This window comes from Sulfurospirillum diekertiae (assembly GCF_002162315.1).
Lineage (GTDB): Bacteria > Campylobacterota > Campylobacteria > Campylobacterales > Sulfurospirillaceae > Sulfurospirillum.
The window spans coordinates 1,328,718-1,344,595 of sequence record NZ_CP021416.1; the positions used below are offsets into that span (position 1 = coordinate 1,328,718).

Consider the following 15,878-nt stretch of genomic DNA (forward strand, 5'->3'; position numbering starts at 1 on the left):
ACAATAGGAGAGTTTAATCAAAGAGGCTCTATGTCAAAAGAGGCGTTTTTTATTTCAGAATTTTCCAGTCAACACATTGGCGATGATGGTGCCGTTGTTGGGGATTTCGTCTATTCAAAAGATCTGTTTTGCGAAGATATTCACTTTAAACGCTCGTGGATGAGTTTAACGCAGATCGCACAAAAAAGTATGCTTGTCAATCTTTCCGATGCAATCGCTATGAATGCAAAACCTAAGTGGATCCTTATTGGTATAGTGATGCCAAAGCATTTTACATACGAACAACTACGCGAATTAAGTACAGGGTTTCAAAATGTAGCACGAGCTTATGGAGCTGAGATTATTGGTGGCGATACGACAGCAGGGGATAAGCTGATGATCTCCATCACCATCATTGCCAAACGCCCTTCCAAAGTGCTTTACCGCAGTGGTGCAAAGGTTGGAGACTTGGTTGCCTTTACGGGAACATTGGGGCGCTCTTATCACGAACTTACACGACTGTTGCGTGGAGGTCATGTAGGCAAAGATTCACGCTTCATGAAGCCTCAGCTAAAAGCAGATTTTCTCTACAAAGCCGCCAAGCATCTTCATGCAGGTATGGACATCTCCGATGGACTTTCTAAAGACCTCTCTCGCCTTCTTAAAGCGAGTGGAAATTTAGGTTTACATGTAAAGCGAAAAATGTCCAAGCGAATTCTGTGTAGTGGGGAAGAGTACGAGATGCTTTTTAGTTTTGATGCGCGTAAAAAAAAGAGCATAGAACGCATTGCCAAACAGACACGCACACCGATTACGATTGTAGGCAAAACAGTGCGCAAACAGTATGTTTGCCATTGTAAAGAACACCATTTTTGATTTTTACACGCTTTGCAAGCCAAGCTTGAAATCTACGTTGACCACTAGGGTACTAAAGCTAGCCTCTTTGAGGCAGAAACATTTTAAGGATATTTTATGACTCGACAATTTTTTCTCACCCATTCGCCGATTAATGCGATGTTTACCAAAAATAGCAGTGACTTCGTTGTCAGTGAAATTCCTCTTTATCCTTTTAGCGGTGAGGGTGAGCATCTGGTTTTACATGTACGGAAAAAAGACATGACAACGTGGGATATGTTGCAGTATCTTAGCGAAGTGACAGGATGCAAAGTGCGTGATTTTGGCTATGCGGGTCTGAAAGATAAAGATGGCATGACTACGCAGTACATCTCACTGCATAAAAATTTCGAGCCAAAGCTTGCTAACTTTACCCATGAAAAGATCAAAATACTCGACACGACATACCATAACAATAAAATTCGCACAGGACATCTCAAAGGCAATCGCTTTTTTGTGCGCCTGAAAAAAGTCAACCCCATTGATGCCAAAAAGCTTCAAGATGGACTTAAAAAGATTAGCAAAGAGGGTTTCCCTAACTTCTTTGGGTATCAACGCTTTGGCATCGATGGCGATAACTATGTTAAAGGCAAAGCGATTTTAGAGGGCAAACGCAAAGAACGTAATCCAAAAATGAAAGAGTTTTACATCAATGCGTATCAGAGTTATCTGTTTAATAACTGGCTTAGTAAGCGCATCGAAATCAGTCGTTTGATCGAAGAGTTTAATGTAACGGATGCAACAAGAGCAACCAATTTACCCAAAGAGATGGTCGAAACTCTGAAAAAGCAACCTCAATTCTTTAAACTCCTTCATGGCGATGTTCTGCATCACTATCCCGCAGGAAAAGCCTTTATTTGCGAGGATGTTGCAGAGGAATTACCACGCTTTTTAGAACATGGCATTACGATTGCAGGTTGGTTACTCGGCGGTAAAAATATCCGAGCGGAGTATGAAGCAGGTGTGATTGAAAAACAAATCTTTGAAGAGTGCGAACCTTTTTTAGACAAACTTAATGGAAGCAGACGTTTTGCATGGAGCTTTGCGGAAGAAGTTGAAGGTGTTTACAAAGAGGAAGAGGCATGGTTTGAAATGCACTTTTCATTGCCTAAAGGCTCGTATGCCACTGTTATTATAGAAGAGCTAATAAAAGTTTCGCTATAATCTGATCTTCAAAAGGTACAGTAGGTGATTGCTTGAGAGTTTCTCTTAAGAGGAAAGTCCGGGCTGCATATGAGACATGGTTCCGTCTAACGGACGGCTAGGGTAACCTAAGGGATTAGTGCAACAGAAAGTAAACTACCATCATGTCATGCTTGCTTCGGCTTGTTTGATGTATGGAAAAGGTGAAACGGCGGGGTAAGAGCCCACCAGTGCTTTAAGTAATTAAAGCAGCTATGTAAACCCAACCTGCAGCAAGAAGGGATGGTTTTGGTCTCATACACGATAAACCCTTCGCTAGAGGTCTACCGTAAGATAGATCGTAGATAAATAATCACCCACGACAGAACCCGGCTTATCGCTGTACCTTTTGTCAACAAAGCCTAAAAAAAGGATGTTTTTTGGAAAACCTTATCTTTTTAGCGCATGTTGTGCTTTTGATGGTACTTTCACCTATTATTTCGCGTGTATTTCGTCTTCCTACCCCCGTTGTTGAAATTTTACTAGGCTCTTTTGCTGTATGGGCTGGATTTTTGCCTGTAGATAATGAAGTCTTCCGCAATCTATCAAAAATCGGTTTTTTTTACTTAATGTTTTTAGCTGGACTAGAAATAGATATTCAGCGTTTTATACGCTATCGCGATCGTTTTTTAAAAAAAGCTATTCTATACTTTATCTGTTTGTATAGTATCTCTTTTATTTTATACCTTTCATTTGGTCTTTCCCCTGTGTATATTGTTGCAATTCCAATAGTCTCACTTGGAATGATTATGGCGCTTATCAATGAGCATGGACGTGAGCACAAATGGTTAGAGCTTTCGTTAATTATTGGTGTGATTGGTGAGCTTTTAAGCATTGGAGCACTCGTTGTTTTTGATGGCGCCATTACGCATGGTTTGGGATGGAGTTTTTTCAAAAGTATTCTGATGTTAATTGCCGTTCTGATTTCTTCATATTTCTTATACCGATTGCTCAAAATTATTTTTTGGTGGTATCCAAATCTTAAACGAATTATTATGCCCAATAACGATACGATGCATCAAAGTTTACGTTTTAGCATGGCGCTCTTTTTTGTCTTAATTGCTACGATGCAATGGCTTGAAATTGATATGGTCTTAGGCGCTTTTATTGCAGGTATTTTTATTTCTAACTTTTTTGCCCATAAAAAAGAGCTTCCACATCAACTTTCAATGTTTGGTTTTGGTTTTTTAGTGCCTCTGTTTTTTATTTTTGTTGGGACAACACTTGATCTAAATATGGTCTTTACATCACATATCTTAACACATGCAATTTGGATTGTTATTGCAATGGTAAGCGCACGCCTTGCGAGTTCATTTGCTGCTTATTACAGTTATTTAGGGCTTCGTAGTACCTTTCTTTTCAGTCTTGGTGACTCAATGCCTTTAACTTTCTTAGTTGCTATTGCAACAATTGCTGTGAAAAATGGTGCGATTGGAAGTGAAGAGTATGCTTCTTTTATTGTGGCAGCTTTGATGGAAGGTATTATTATTATGACGCTGATTCAGCTTTTGATGTATCTTTTTAAACGCTATGATAAACAAAATAAAGAAAAATTTAATGAAGGATAAGAAGGTGAAGATACGTCAAAAAATAAGTGTTTTCCGTTATTTTCACATTATCACGCTGGTTCTGTTTTTAACCTTTGCCATTATATTTTTTGTACTTAATTTTTACAATGCACGCATGGCTTTTGAGCGTGAATCAACCAATTTACAAGAGCACTACATTGAAACCCAAAAAGGTATTTTAATTGCTCAAGTGGATCAATTTACAGAACACATTATTAATGAACGTAATAAAGCTTATACAAAAAATCAAAAACTGATCCAAACGCGTGTTAACCGTGCCTATGATATAGCGACACAGATTTATGAAAAATACAAGCAAACACACGATAAAGCGTTTATTCAAGAGAAAATTATAGAAATACTGAGATTTTTGCACTATGAAAATGGTTACTATTTTATAACACAATTAGATGGTTTAGAAATTCTCAATGCGGATCAGCCAGAGATGGAAGGTCACAATATGCTTACGTTAGAAAATCATGATATGGCTTTAGCGATTCAGCAGATACTCACCATTGCACACAATGATAAAGAAGGTTTTGATGACTATTTTTGGACTAAACCGCAAAATGATTCTAACGAACTTTTTCGCAAAATTACCTATGTAAAACTTTTTGAACCCTATGAGTGGGTTATTGGAACAGGCATCTATCTTGAAGATATAGAGCATGATCTTAAAGAAGAACTTGCGAAGGATAAAGAGCGTTTATTGTTTAATGAAGAGAGTGGTAATTATATTTTCATTGGAACATGGGATGGTCTTAGTATTGCTGGTCCAAATCAAGGACAAAATACCTACAATCTACGGGATAGTAATGGTAAATATCTGGTTCAAGAGTTGATTCATAAAGCCCAAGATGGAGGTGGGTTTGTTGAATACGTTACCCCTGATAACAATAAGCAAGATAAGATGAGCTATGTGGTTCCTTTGTATGGCTGGAAGTGGTATGTTGGTTCTGGAATTCATCTTAAAAATGTGAATGAAGAGATCGCAAAATTGCGTGATACCATGTCTAAAGAGATGCAACATACTTTTTTTACTATTGTGATATGGCTCATTACTTTGAGCGTTCTTACATGGATTGCTCACCTTTATATCAGTCGTAAAATTAGTAAAGATTTTGCTGTTTTTATCGATTTTTTCGATTCTCTAGCCAATAAAGACAAGTATATTGATCTCTCTAAAGTGCGATTTCGTGAGTTTGAAGAGCTTGCAAATCATGCTAATACCATGTTAGAAGCAAAAATTTCCAGCAACAAGCATTTAGAGCAGTATAAAAAAATTGTTTCAAGTTCAGATGACTTTTTAGCATTAATTGATCGTAACTATATATATCTTGCCATCAGTGAAGCATATCAGAAATTTTTCAATAAGCAACAAGACGAGATTTTACATCATACTATGGCTGAGTTACATGGGACACAGTATTTTCTTGAAGACTTGAAGCATTTAAGCGATAGAGCATTATCAGGTGAAAATTTTGAACATGAAATGTGGGTTCTCTCTTCCTATGGTAAGCGATTTTTACATATTAAGTATTTTCCTTATTTTGAAAAAGATGGCGATGCCTTGCCGATTGCCTATGTTGTTTCTGCTCGTGACAATACAGAGAAACAAGCGAATGAAGAGCGATTGTTGGCTTCTGAAAAAGAGCTAGAATTTTTAGCTCATAACGATGTTCTAACGGGTCTTCCAAATCGATTACTTCTGAGCGATCGTATTGCGCATGCGATTGAAAATAGTAAACGCCAAGGTGGTATGATTGCGGTCTGTTTTCTTGATCTAGATAACTTTAAAAAGATCAATGATAGTTTTGGACACTCTTATGGTGATGAAATCCTGAAGCAGTTTGCCTTGCGTGTTCGAGGTAAAATTCGACATTGTGATACATTGGCACGTGTCGGTGGTGATGAGTTTATTTTATTGGTTGAAAATATCAAAGAAAAACATGAAATTGAGATTATTCTCTCTAAGATTCAAACGATTTTCGAAGAACCATTTGTCAACAAAGATCAAAAATTCTTTCTTTCTGCCAGCATTGGCATTAGTGTCTATCCAGAGCATGGAACCGAGGGAGAGACGTTGATTAAAAATGCAGATGCGGCCATGTATAAAGCCAAAGATGCAGGTAAAAATACGTATCTCTTTTATACGATGGCGATGACGGTAGCATCATACGAGCGTATCGGTATGGAAAATGCCTTACGTGAAGCAATCAAAGAGAATCAATTTATCGTTTATTATCAGCCACAAATTGATCTTAAAACGCATGAGCTTATTGGTCTTGAGGCTCTTTTAAGGTGGAACCATCCCTTAGAAGGTATCTTGCCACCAGGGCGTTTTATTGCCTTCACTGAAGAGACACGCTTAATCGTTGAAATTGGAGCATGGATTTTGAAACAGACATGCTTTGATGTGGTAGCATTACATGAAGAAGGAATTTTTAAAGGTACCGTTTCCATAAATATTTCAGGTGTCCAAATCGAATATAGTGATTTTCTAAGAACGCTTAAAGAGACTTTGAATGAGACAAAAATTGATCCCAAAATCGTTGAAATGGAAGTCACAGAATCATTCATCATGCACGACCCCGAACGTTGGATCACGCTTTTAAAAGAGATGCAAAAATTAGGACTTAGCATTGCTATTGATGATTTTGGTACAGGGTATTCTTCGTTAAGTTATTTGAGAAAACTGCCTATTAACAAGCTTAAAGTCGATATGTCTTTTGTAAAAGATATTCCAAAACAAGAAGATGCCTGCGCGATTGTAAATTCCATCATTACTTTGGCTCAAAATATGAATATTACGACTCTAGCAGAAGGTATTGAGCATAAAGATCAAGAGGATTATTTAGCGGAACATGGATGCAAACAAGGGCAGGGGTATTTGTATTCAAAACCATTAAGCCTTAGTGATCTCAAATCTTGGATTAAAATACATTTTTAGATGTGATGCGGTAGAAAAAATTCACAAATATCGACTTCTAAAACAGCTGCAATTTTATAAAGATGCTCAATGTTATAATGTTTATTTTCCAATCCAGCTTCAATTTTTGCGATTGTACTGACAGATTTATGTCCAATCGTGAGCGCTAAGTCTAGTTGTGTAATTTTTTTCATTTTACGTATACGTTGAACATTATGTGCAATGCATCGATAAAAGTCCTGAATTTCTATTTTAGTAAACTCTTTGTATACCAGCATTTTATTTCCCTATAGTGAAGTATTATTTAAGTTTATAATGGTTAGAATCTTTTATAAATTCCCTATAGTGAATATTTAAAATAAATTTTTTGGTACAACTGAATGATGGATACAGAGACGCTTTATGAGCTTGTTATTGTAATATTAGCTATTTTTATGACTCTACTCTATTTTTACTATAAAAAGAAGGTATGTGTATTAAAGTTACATAACACGCAATTAGAACAGCTAAGTCAATACGATGACTTAACGCAAATCTTTAATCGGCGTTACTTTTTAGAGATCGTTAATTATCATTTTAAGATCATTCACCAAAAAAATAGCTCTGCAATTATGATGATTGATATTGACAATTTCAAACAAATTAATGATACGTATGGGCATCTTCTCGGTGATGATGTTTTGAAATATACGGTAAAACAAATTAGTGAAAACTTACGCGAAGATGATATATTCGCGCGCTATGGCGGTGATGAGTTTATAGTCTTTTTCCCTTTTATCTCTAAAAAAGATATTCATACGATTGCTGCACGCATCCAGTCTAAACTTGAAGAACATAAAACCTATGATTTTCCTGTAACATTGAGTATGGGAATATGTGTTTTTAGCACATTATCACCACTCATCAATATAATTGAATATGCAGATAATGCGCTTTACTTAGCAAAAAGCAAGGGACGCAACCGCATCGAGTTTTATTAAGCTTGAAAAAAACCATAAATCAGTACAATTGTCCTTAATCGTTCGTGCTAGGAGGGCTGGTAAACCAGCTGAGATAAAGAATGGTGATTCTTTGATCCTTATACCAAGCGCACCTATCTATCGCATCAATAGCTTGTTAAGCACCAAGTATCATGAGGCGACACTTTGAAAGTGTAGTCAAACTACACTCAAAAGTCTCAACGAAATGAGACGCCGTGTGATTGACAAGCCCTACGGGAACTTTTTTAAAATCATCTTTGGGGCGTTAAAGATACTTGCTTTGCACTTAGCAAGGTTGCGCATCTTTGCCTACCAAACACAATTTTTAAAAAGTTCTATTGACGTGATAGATAGATGCGCTTGGTATCTACCTGATCTGGGTAATGCCAGCGTAGGAAAGCTCAATCAAACCAACACACATCCTCTTTTGATACCTTCTCACAACTTTTTTATCTTTACATGTAAAGCTTACATGTAAAAGCAATTTATTTTATTTTACGAGGAAAATGTATGAAACATTGTTTAACTATAGCGGGCTCGGACAGCTGTGGCGGAGCGGGCATCCAAGCCGATCTTAAAGCCTTTAGTGCCAATGGAACGTATGGCATGAGCGTTATCACCGCTATTACGGCGCAAAATACGCAAGGTGTTTTTGATGTGCAAGACATTAACCCTTCCGTGATACAGCATCAAATCGAAGCAATTTTTGATGATATACATGTGGACGCTGTTAAAATCGGTATGGTTTCTCGTCCTGAAACCATTGAGATTATCGCGGCAACCCTTAAAAAATACCCCCTACCACCCCTTGTGATTGACCCTGTGATGATCTCCAAAAGCGGGTATGATCTTTTACAACCTGAAGCTAAAAAAGCACTCATCGAAATTCTCTTACCTATGGCTACGCTTATCACCCCAAATCTTCCTGAAGCCGAAGTGATCGTAGGCTATAAGATCGATACGATAGAACTGATGCAAAAAGCCGCTCTTGATCTGCATAAACTGGGTTGTAAGTATGTACTGGTTAAAGGAGGGCATTTAGAAAACGACGCTACCGATATTCTTTACGATGGTGAAGCATTCCATCTTTTACACTCTAAACGATTAAAGACGATTAACACGCATGGAACGGGCTGTACGCTCTCTTCAGCAATTGCTGCTAACCTCGCAAAGGGTTTACATGTAAAGGCTGCTGTTGAGGAAGCCAAAGCGTATATCACCGAAGCGATTATGCATGGATTTAAACTAGGGCATGGCGTGGGGCCAGTGCATCATTTTTACGCACTTTACAAAAAAGCAGGGGTTGAGTCATGATGGAAGAAAAAACAACGTTAAGCGGTTTTGGATTGTTCACACTCTGGTTTGGTGCGGCAGTCTCGATGGCAGAGATTTTTACGGGTGGTCTTTTAGCGCCACTGGGGTTTAGTGAAGGTTTAAAAGCGATTCTTTTAGGGCATCTTATCGGTGGTTTGATTCTTATTTTGGGTGGCTACATTGGAGCCAAAAGTAAGCTTCCAGCCATCATGTCCACGCGCATCTCCTTTGGGCGTTATGGCTCCTACCTTTTTTCACTCTTAAATGTGCTTCAACTCATAGGCTGGACAGCCGTGATGATCATCTCGGGCGGGCGTGCTGCGAATGAACTTGGCATTAGTTTGTTTGGATTTGATAGCATCAATACTTGGGCGATTGCCATTGGTGTTTTTATAGGACTTTGGATTTGGCTTGGAAAAGTAGGCTTTCAAAAGCTCAATGTCGTGGCGGTTGTTCTTCTGTTTGCGCTCACATTGATTTTGTGTGGCGTGGTTTTTCAGGAGGGAAGCATTTTACATGTAAAACCCACGGGTGAGATGAGTTTTGGCTCTGCGCTCGAACTCAGCGTCATTATGCCACTTTCGTGGTTACCACTCATTTCTGACTATACACGTTTTTCAAAAAGCAAAAAAAGTGGACTCATCGGCAGTTTTACAGGTTATTTTGTAGGAAGTTCTTTGATGTATGCCATTGGTCTAGCCATTGCCCTTTATGCTCAAGATGCCAGTGTGGGAACGATGATGATGGCACTGCATTTAGGTTTTGCCGCTCTTGGCATCGTACTTCTCTCCACTATTACCACTACTTTTTTAGATGCTTACTCAGCGGGTGTCACGTTTACCAATATTTTTCCAAAAATGAGTGAGCGTAAAATTGCTTTTGTGATGGCACTACTAGGATTGGTCGTGGCGCTTATGATGCCTATTGAGGAGTACGAAACCTTTTTGTACGCGATAGGTTCTGTGTTTGGACCACTCTTTGCGATACTGTTGAGTGATTATTTTATCTTTAAAAAAATGCAAATTGAGCCCATGTTGGCTTTACATGTAGGTGCGTTGATCGTTTGGGTTATAGGCGTTGGCTTGTATTATTGGATGATGACGCTTGATCTTCCATTAGGTTCAACCCTTCCAACGATGCTGGCAACAAGCATTATTTTTATTATTACGAAAAAGGTTATGGCATCATGGACATTAAAGAGCAACTAAACGAAGTATTTAAAGCACTACAAGCTAAGCGTGCGCTTATTCATCATATTACCAATTATGTAACAGTCAATGACTGCGCCAATGTTGTTTTAGCCATTGGTGCTTCACCGATTATGGCTGATGAGATCAGCGAAGTTGAAGAGATGGTGGGCATTTGCGATGCGCTGGTTTTAAACATTGGAACGGCGAATGAGCGTACCATCACTTCCATGTTAAAAGCAGGACGCGCAGCAAATACCAAAGGGATTCCCGTTGTGCTTGATCCTGTCGGTGTCGGAGCGACTTCTTTTCGTCATGGGAGTGTCGCTAAACTTATGAAGGCGATCTCTTTTAGCGTGATTCGGGGCAATATGGCGGAGATCAAAACGATTGCAGGACTTGAAGCGAAGAGTGCAGGGGTTGACTCTCTAGAAGAAGAGAGTGATGGCGCTAAAATCGCTTTGAATTTGGCACAAAAACTAAACTGTGTGATTGCGATTACGGGTAAAACTGACATGGTATCCGATGGTAAAGTTTGCTATGCCCTAGACAATGGCGCTATTGCATTAACGCAACTAACAGGTACGGGTTGCATGAGCACCTCACTCATTGGGAGTTTTATGGGTGCTTCTAAAAATGCCTTAGGTAGTGCTGTTGCAGGTATTTTAACGATATCTATAGCTGGTGAAGTGGCTGAAAAAAGCAGAGGACTGGGAACATTTCATACGTCATTGATTGATGCCATCAGTCAAATGGATGTGAAAACTATTTTTGATAAATGTAATGTAAGCTTGATTAAACAATAAAAATTATTATTTAATATATAGTTTAGTTTTTCTACTGTAAGATTGTTCCATTACCTCAAAGGAGTCAGTCATGGCAAGAGTTGGAAATTCAATTATCAAAGGGATCGAGGTTCAAGAGATTATCACAACGCTCAATCGTGCGTATGCGGATGAATGGTTGGCATACTATCAGTATTTCATTGAAGCAAAAGTGGTCAAAGGTTTGATGAAAGATGCGGCAATCGCTGAATTAGTACAACATGCTGCTGATGAACTTCGTCATGCCACGATGGTAGCTGATCGTATTATTCAGCTTGGAGGATCACCTCTTCTTCATCCTGCAGATTGGCTCAAACAGACGAATTGTGGATACGATGCACCCAATGATTTTGATGTCGTAGCCGTTTTAAATGATGCGATTAAAGGAGAGCAATGCGCCATTGCCACCTATTCAAGTATCGTTGATTTGACACGCAACAAAGACATCGTTACCTACGACATGGTCTCTCAAATCTTAGCAGATGAAGTTATGCACGAAGAAGATCTTCAAAACTTGCACGATGACATTACTGAATTTATCAGCGATCTTAAAAAATCAATGCAATAGGCTACTCTTAAAACACTTCTTTAAAGGGTGCAGGTATGAATGATTTTAGTTGAAAACTTCATACCTCACTTTTTTTTACTTAACGAACACCTCTGCTCTTTACTCTAAAATTATAGTTTCACTGTAAACTTTTTACGTCATTTGGTTACATTATGAATCTTAATTTGAATTTTTTTTTGTCACACTGTAAAATCGTGAGAGAGCATGAATAGTATTGTGTTAACATTAGAAGTTTTCTTGATGGAATTTTAGAAAATAACTACAATGAATAAGGGGTACTTGTGTTTGGAAATAATAGGGCTTTAGAAGATGTCAATAAGAATTTGAATAAAGAAAATGAAAATTTAAAAAGACGAGATTCTTTCGCTTAAAGCAGAGATCGAAAAATTAACAGAACAAAATGAAAAAAACAAAAGTTTATTACACGGAAATAACCTTTTTCAAGAGTTAAACAGTAGTATGCTCGGAGGATGTAAAAAAGGTATCAGCGAAATTCAGAAAGATATTGAACAGAATTTAGAGGCATCCAAAGAGATCGTTGGTATGAGTGAAGCGACGGTTTCTACCATTTCTACACTTGATTCAACGACTTCTGAGCTCATTGCTTCACTGACACATATCAATGAATCTGCTAGCGAATCAAGGCAACTTGCTGAAAATCTCCATCACAGTGTGGATGAAATTTCGAGTGTGATCAATCTTATTAAAGATATTTCTGATCAAACCAATCTTTTAGCGCTTAATGCTGCCATTGAGGCTGCGCGTGCGGGGGAGCATGGTCGTGGTTTTGCGGTCGTTGCGGATGAAGTCCGAAAACTTGCAGAGCGAACGCAAAAGGCAACTTCAGAAGTTGAGATGAACATCAATGTTTTGAAACAAAATGCAGGCTCTATGTTTAAGCAAAATGAAGAGGTTGAAAGTGTTGCTTTAGCATCAAATCAGCATATAGAAACGTTTAAACAAGAGTTACAAAAGATTCAAAGCAGTGCGGTAGATATTCAAAATGACTCTTCCAATATATCGTATGCAATTTTTGTCGCACTTGCTAAGTTAGATCATATGTTCTTTAAAACTAACGGTTATGGTGCTATTTTTGATGCAGAACACAAGGTTATGTCAGATCATTATAATTGCCGTTTAGGCAAATGGTATGCCGGTATTGGTAAAGAAAATTTCCAAAATACAGCTGGCTATAAAGGTCTTGATGAACCCCATAAAATCGTTCATGAGTCGGTTAATAAAGCGATTATGTGTGTCAAAGAAGGGACGTGTTCCAACGATCCTTCTTTGGTTATTAATTATTTTAAAGAGGCTGAAAATGCTTCTGTTAAGCTCTTTGAGTTACTCAATCAAATGCTTTTAGAAAAGAAACAGTAATTTTTGTATAATTTCACATTTTTTAATAAGGCAATAATGTGAAATTCGAGTTTCTAGGAACGGCAGATACCGGGGGAATTCCTCTGCATCAGTGTCACTGTGAGATGTGCGAGGCAGCAAGGCAAAAAGGGGTGAGCAATCGCTCCACGAGTGCTTATTTAGAACTGGATGATGGCAGTGTTATTTTGTTTGATGCTGGGTATGACCTCTTATGTGATCGGTTTAATACAACACGTATCAGAGCCGTTTTTCTCACTCATTTTCATGCCGATCACTGTTTAGGGCTCATTCGCCTTCGCAAATCAGTCGACACCATTGCGTGCTATATTCCTGATGATACAGAGGGTTTTGGTGATCTTTTTGTTCATAAAGATTCCATTGATTATCAGGTCATGCAACCGTTTGAAGCCAAAGAGATTGAAGGCGTTAAAATTGTTGCGGTTCCACTGTTGCACTCTAAGCTGACACATGGCTACGTGATCTTTACATGTAAAGGTGTTGTAGCGTATTTGACGGATTGTGCGAGCATTTCCTCGGAATCACTTGCTTATCTAAAAGCTCAAAAAATTGACCATCTTTTTTTAGATGCGGCGTATACGCCATGGTTTGCTTCCAATAAACATTTGAATTGGGAAAGTGCAGGGGAATATATTGAGAGTATTAATCCAAAAAACGGCTATCTCATTCATGCGAGTTGTAAAACCTTACTCCCTTTACATGTAAAGAAAATAAGGCTGAAATATCCTTATATTGAACAAGGATTTGCGGTCGAGGTGTGAAGATTATTCTTCATCCTCATCATCGTCAAAAGCTTCTTCGCCATCTTCATCTTCAAAGTAGATGTTATCTTCATTGCCATCGTAGTTATAGTCGCTTTGATAGATGGGGTCGTCTTCATCTTCATCCAAATCGTCATCATCCTCTAGGTCTTCTTCGTACTCTTCTTCATTCATTAAAATATCTTCAACTTTGTCGAGGAACGCATCAATATCACCGGTAAAGAGGTGTTCAAAACGCATTGCATCAAGAATAAATTCACTCGAACAACCGCTTTCAAGGAGGAGTTCTTTTAAGTCACGCATACTTTTTACCTTTGCTTTTTCTGCAATTCTACACTAATTTTAAATGTTTTTCAATTGTATTTCGTAAGTATCAAAAAGGGTATCATGGTTTACATGTAACGTTTCAAATTGCTCATAAAGTTTTTCAAGTGTCTCTTCAGCACTCTTTATTTCTTTAGAAAGTCGTCCTAGTTCGCCAATATCATTTCCTGAAGAACAAGCAATCAGTGCATCGTTTTTTACTTTGATGTCCTCTTCAAGTTTCATGATTTTTGCTTCACACTGATCAATCTGTTTTTTGAGAGGCGAAAGTTTGGAACTTCGTTCTTGAATCAGTTTCGCACGCAGTTTCTTATTTTCATTGTAGTCATTTGAGACTACTTTTTTAGGTGCCACATCGATCTCTTCTTCCCAGCCAATTTTCTCTAAAAATGCATCATAATTGCCATCAAAAAATTCCGCTTTATCGTGATGAAAAATGATGAGAGCATCGGCGAGTTCTCGAAGCATCATTTCCGAGTGCGTGACTAAAATGGTAGAACCTTTAAAGTTTTTGATCGCTTCGCACAGAGAGTCGATGGAGTACATATCAAGGTGGTTGGTTGGTTCATCCAAAAAGAGAAGATTCGCCGGTGTTGCGATGATTTTGCCTAGCATTACACGACTGCGTTCGCCTCCAGAGAGAATACTAATCTCTTTTTCTGCCATCTTTCCGCTAAACATCATGCCACCACAGATAGCACGAACACGCGTAATGCCTAAGAGTGGATCCACTTCATAAATCTCGTCAATAATGCTATTTTTAAGGTTGAGTCTTTGAATATTGGTCTGTCCAAAGTGTGCAAAGGTTGTTTCAGGATGAAAGGAAAGAGTGCCTTGTTGGAGCGGTAATTCTCCTGCTATTACGTTAAGAAGCGTTGATTTACCTTTACCATTTTTACCAATGATGGCAAGACATTTTCCTTTTTCCAATTTAAAAGAGAGACTTTGAAAAAGAGGGTGGGCAGGATCATACCCAAAGCTGACATCTTTTGCTTCAAGCATGATTTTAGCAGGCGTTTTTTTATAGTTAAACGAAAAGTGAAGGCTACTTTCGACCTCAAGATCATCCATTTCGCCCATTTTTTCAAGCTGTTTTGCTTTACTTTGTGCCATGACTGCTTTAGATGCCCGTGCTTTCTGCCGTGTCACAAAATCTTCAAGTTCGGCACGTTTTTTATCTAAATTGGCTTTGGTTTTAAGATAACGCTCATCGTCTTCTTCTAATTTTGCATAGTATTTTGAGCTGTTGCCCTCAACGATCATCAAGCTTTTTCGCCTCAGTCCCATAGTATGCGTGGTGACAGCATCCATAAAATCACGATCATGGGTAATCAAAATAATCTCACCTTTAAACTCTTTGAGAAACGTTTGGAGCCAACGCATTGAAATAATGTCAAGGTAGTTGGTCGGTTCATCTAAAAGGAGTAAAGAGGGGTTTGTGGCAAGTAGTTTGACCAAATTAAGGCGAATTTGGTAGCCGCCTGAAAAATTCATAGGATCTTTGTCTAAATCTTCTTGCGAAAAACCAAGTCCAAAAAGCATTTTTTCGATCTTATAAAGATCAAACGCTTCATCGCCATGCAGTGCAGAAGCACACTCTTCACGTACCGTTTTATGGGTAAAAAGAATGTGTTGTCTGAGCGTTCCAATCGTGTAGTTTTTAGGGATAAGAATCTCACCAGAATCGGCTTCTTCTTCTCCTAAAAGAATTTTAAAAAGGGTGGATTTTCCTGAACCATTACGCCCAACAAAGCCTATTTTATTGCCATGGGCAAGGGTGAAACTGATATTTTCAAAAAGGGTTTGTACACCAAAGTGTTTAGAAAGATTAGTGACTTGAATCATAGGTCAAACTCATTACATGTAAAATTTTTTCTTCAAGAAGAAGTGCGTGGTATTATAAAAAAAAGTTTTGCAAGAACTTGATTAAACGTTATTGTTATTGATGAACGTAGTTTAGAAAGCTTGAAAAT

General features: G+C 38.2%; 15 protein-coding genes, 1 other RNA gene and 1 pseudogene. 14 read left to right on the top strand and 3 right to left on the bottom strand.

Annotated elements, in window-relative coordinates:
- The first annotated feature begins 30 nt into the window (after positions 1–30).
- The 5 genes from Sdiek1_RS06815 to Sdiek1_RS06835 all read left to right on the top strand — a co-directional run bounded on the left by Sdiek1_RS06815 (position 31) and on the right by Sdiek1_RS06835 (position 6,573).
- Complete coding sequence (locus Sdiek1_RS06815) at positions 31–855, top strand: thiamine-phosphate kinase (RefSeq protein WP_087438497.1); 825 nt, start codon at positions 31–33, stop codon at positions 853–855.
- 96 nt (positions 856–951) lie between these two features.
- On the top strand, positions 952–2,037 hold the full coding sequence (gene truD, locus Sdiek1_RS06820) for a tRNA pseudouridine(13) synthase TruD (RefSeq protein ID WP_087438498.1): 1,086 nt from the start codon (positions 952–954) through the stop codon (positions 2,035–2,037).
- 12 nt (positions 2,038–2,049) lie between these two features.
- An RNA gene (gene rnpB, locus Sdiek1_RS06825) (RNase P RNA component class A) lies at positions 2,050–2,408 on the top strand.
- A gap of 27 nt (positions 2,409–2,435) precedes the next feature.
- On the top strand, positions 2,436–3,623 hold the full coding sequence (locus tag Sdiek1_RS06830) for a cation:proton antiporter (protein ID WP_087438499.1): 1,188 nt from the start codon (positions 2,436–2,438) through the stop codon (positions 3,621–3,623).
- Positions 3,624–3,627: 4 nt separating this feature from the next.
- The gene (locus Sdiek1_RS06835) at positions 3,628–6,573 is read left to right on the top strand and encodes a cache domain-containing protein (RefSeq protein WP_161492011.1); all 2,946 of its coding nucleotides are present in this window, start codon (positions 3,628–3,630) and stop codon (positions 6,571–6,573) included.
- Here Sdiek1_RS06835 and Sdiek1_RS06840 read toward each other — a convergent pair.
- Positions 6,570–6,746, bottom strand: coding sequence for a helix-turn-helix transcriptional regulator (locus Sdiek1_RS06840; RefSeq protein WP_439951338.1), 177 nt, complete (start codon positions 6,744–6,746; stop codon positions 6,570–6,572). The genes Sdiek1_RS06835 and Sdiek1_RS06840 overlap by 4 nt on opposite strands.
- A 186-nt stretch (positions 6,747–6,932) precedes the next feature.
- On the opposite strand from Sdiek1_RS06840, the gene Sdiek1_RS06845 reads away from it, so the two are divergent.
- The 9 genes and pseudogenes from Sdiek1_RS06845 to Sdiek1_RS06880 all read left to right on the top strand — a co-directional run bounded on the left by Sdiek1_RS06845 (position 6,933) and on the right by Sdiek1_RS06880 (position 13,581).
- Complete coding sequence (locus Sdiek1_RS06845) at positions 6,933–7,532, top strand: GGDEF domain-containing protein (protein WP_087438502.1); 600 nt, start codon at positions 6,933–6,935, stop codon at positions 7,530–7,532.
- Between the two features lie 205 nt (positions 7,533–7,737).
- Positions 7,738–8,010 carry a hypothetical protein gene (locus Sdiek1_RS06850; RefSeq protein ID WP_151897982.1) on the top strand — a complete coding sequence of 91 codons (273 nt, stop codon included), beginning with the start codon at positions 7,738–7,740 and terminating at the stop codon, positions 8,008–8,010.
- Positions 8,011–8,042: 32 nt separating this feature from the next.
- Complete coding sequence (thiD, locus tag Sdiek1_RS06855; protein WP_087438504.1) at positions 8,043–8,846, top strand: bifunctional hydroxymethylpyrimidine kinase/phosphomethylpyrimidine kinase; 804 nt, start codon at positions 8,043–8,045, stop codon at positions 8,844–8,846.
- On the top strand, positions 8,843–10,054 hold the full coding sequence (cytX, locus tag Sdiek1_RS06860; protein WP_087438505.1) for a putative hydroxymethylpyrimidine transporter CytX: 1,212 nt from the start codon (positions 8,843–8,845) through the stop codon (positions 10,052–10,054). The genes thiD and cytX overlap by 4 nt, the downstream gene beginning before the upstream one ends.
- Positions 10,033–10,839 carry a hydroxyethylthiazole kinase gene (gene thiM / locus Sdiek1_RS06865; protein ID WP_087438506.1) on the top strand — a complete coding sequence of 269 codons (807 nt, stop codon included), beginning with the start codon at positions 10,033–10,035 and terminating at the stop codon, positions 10,837–10,839. Before cytX ends, thiM begins: the two co-directional genes overlap by 22 nt.
- A 70-nt stretch (positions 10,840–10,909) precedes the next feature.
- On the top strand, positions 10,910–11,425 hold the full coding sequence (locus Sdiek1_RS06870) for a ferritin-like domain-containing protein (RefSeq protein ID WP_087438507.1): 516 nt from the start codon (positions 10,910–10,912) through the stop codon (positions 11,423–11,425).
- A gap of 702 nt (positions 11,426–12,127) precedes the next feature.
- Positions 12,128–12,394, top strand: a pseudogene (locus tag Sdiek1_RS15675) (methyl-accepting chemotaxis protein); the annotation flags it as partial.
- A 144-nt stretch (positions 12,395–12,538) separates the two neighbouring features.
- The gene (locus Sdiek1_RS15680; RefSeq protein WP_238099282.1) at positions 12,539–12,802 is read left to right on the top strand and encodes a CZB domain-containing protein; all 264 of its coding nucleotides are present in this window, start codon (positions 12,539–12,541) and stop codon (positions 12,800–12,802) included.
- A 38-nt stretch (positions 12,803–12,840) separates the two neighbouring features.
- Positions 12,841–13,581: an MBL fold metallo-hydrolase gene (locus Sdiek1_RS06880; RefSeq protein ID WP_087438509.1), complete on the top strand. Its 741-nt coding sequence runs from the start codon at positions 12,841–12,843 to the stop codon at positions 13,579–13,581.
- A gap of 3 nt (positions 13,582–13,584) precedes the next feature.
- Here Sdiek1_RS06880 and Sdiek1_RS06885 read toward each other — a convergent pair whose 3' ends face one another.
- Together Sdiek1_RS06885 and Sdiek1_RS06890 are read right to left on the bottom strand one after the other, a co-directional pair.
- Positions 13,585–13,884: a hypothetical protein gene (locus Sdiek1_RS06885; RefSeq protein ID WP_087438510.1), complete on the bottom strand. Its 300-nt coding sequence runs from the start codon at positions 13,882–13,884 to the stop codon at positions 13,585–13,587.
- 39 nt (positions 13,885–13,923) lie between these two features.
- Entirely contained in the window at positions 13,924–15,750 is a 1,827-nt protein-coding gene (locus Sdiek1_RS06890; protein WP_087438511.1) for an ABC-F family ATP-binding cassette domain-containing protein, read from the bottom strand.
- Positions 15,751–15,878: the final 128 nt, after the last annotated feature.

Coding starts and splice junctions, on each gene's coding strand:
- Sdiek1_RS06815 (WP_087438497.1), top strand. CDS start 31: ATGTCAAAAGAGGCGTTTTTTATTTCAGAATTTTCCAGTCAACACATT.
- truD (WP_087438498.1), top strand. CDS start 952: ATGACTCGACAATTTTTTCTCACCCATTCGCCGATTAATGCGATGTTT.
- Sdiek1_RS06840 (WP_439951338.1), bottom strand. CDS start 6,746: ATGAAAAAAATTACACAACTAGACTTAGCGCTCACGATTGGACATAAA.
- Sdiek1_RS06845 (WP_087438502.1), top strand. CDS start 6,933: ATGATGGATACAGAGACGCTTTATGAGCTTGTTATTGTAATATTAGCT.
- Sdiek1_RS06850 (WP_151897982.1), top strand. CDS start 7,738: ATGAGACGCCGTGTGATTGACAAGCCCTACGGGAACTTTTTTAAAATC.
- thiD (WP_087438504.1), top strand. CDS start 8,043: ATGAAACATTGTTTAACTATAGCGGGCTCGGACAGCTGTGGCGGAGCG.
- cytX (WP_087438505.1), top strand. CDS start 8,843: ATGATGGAAGAAAAAACAACGTTAAGCGGTTTTGGATTGTTCACACTC.
- thiM (WP_087438506.1), top strand. CDS start 10,033: ATGGACATTAAAGAGCAACTAAACGAAGTATTTAAAGCACTACAAGCT.
- Sdiek1_RS06870 (WP_087438507.1), top strand. CDS start 10,910: ATGGCAAGAGTTGGAAATTCAATTATCAAAGGGATCGAGGTTCAAGAG.
- Sdiek1_RS15680 (WP_238099282.1), top strand. CDS start 12,539: ATGTCAGATCATTATAATTGCCGTTTAGGCAAATGGTATGCCGGTATT.
- Sdiek1_RS06885 (WP_087438510.1), bottom strand. CDS start 13,884: ATGCGTGACTTAAAAGAACTCCTCCTTGAAAGCGGTTGTTCGAGTGAA.
- Sdiek1_RS06890 (WP_087438511.1), bottom strand. CDS start 15,750: ATGATTCAAGTCACTAATCTTTCTAAACACTTTGGTGTACAAACCCTT.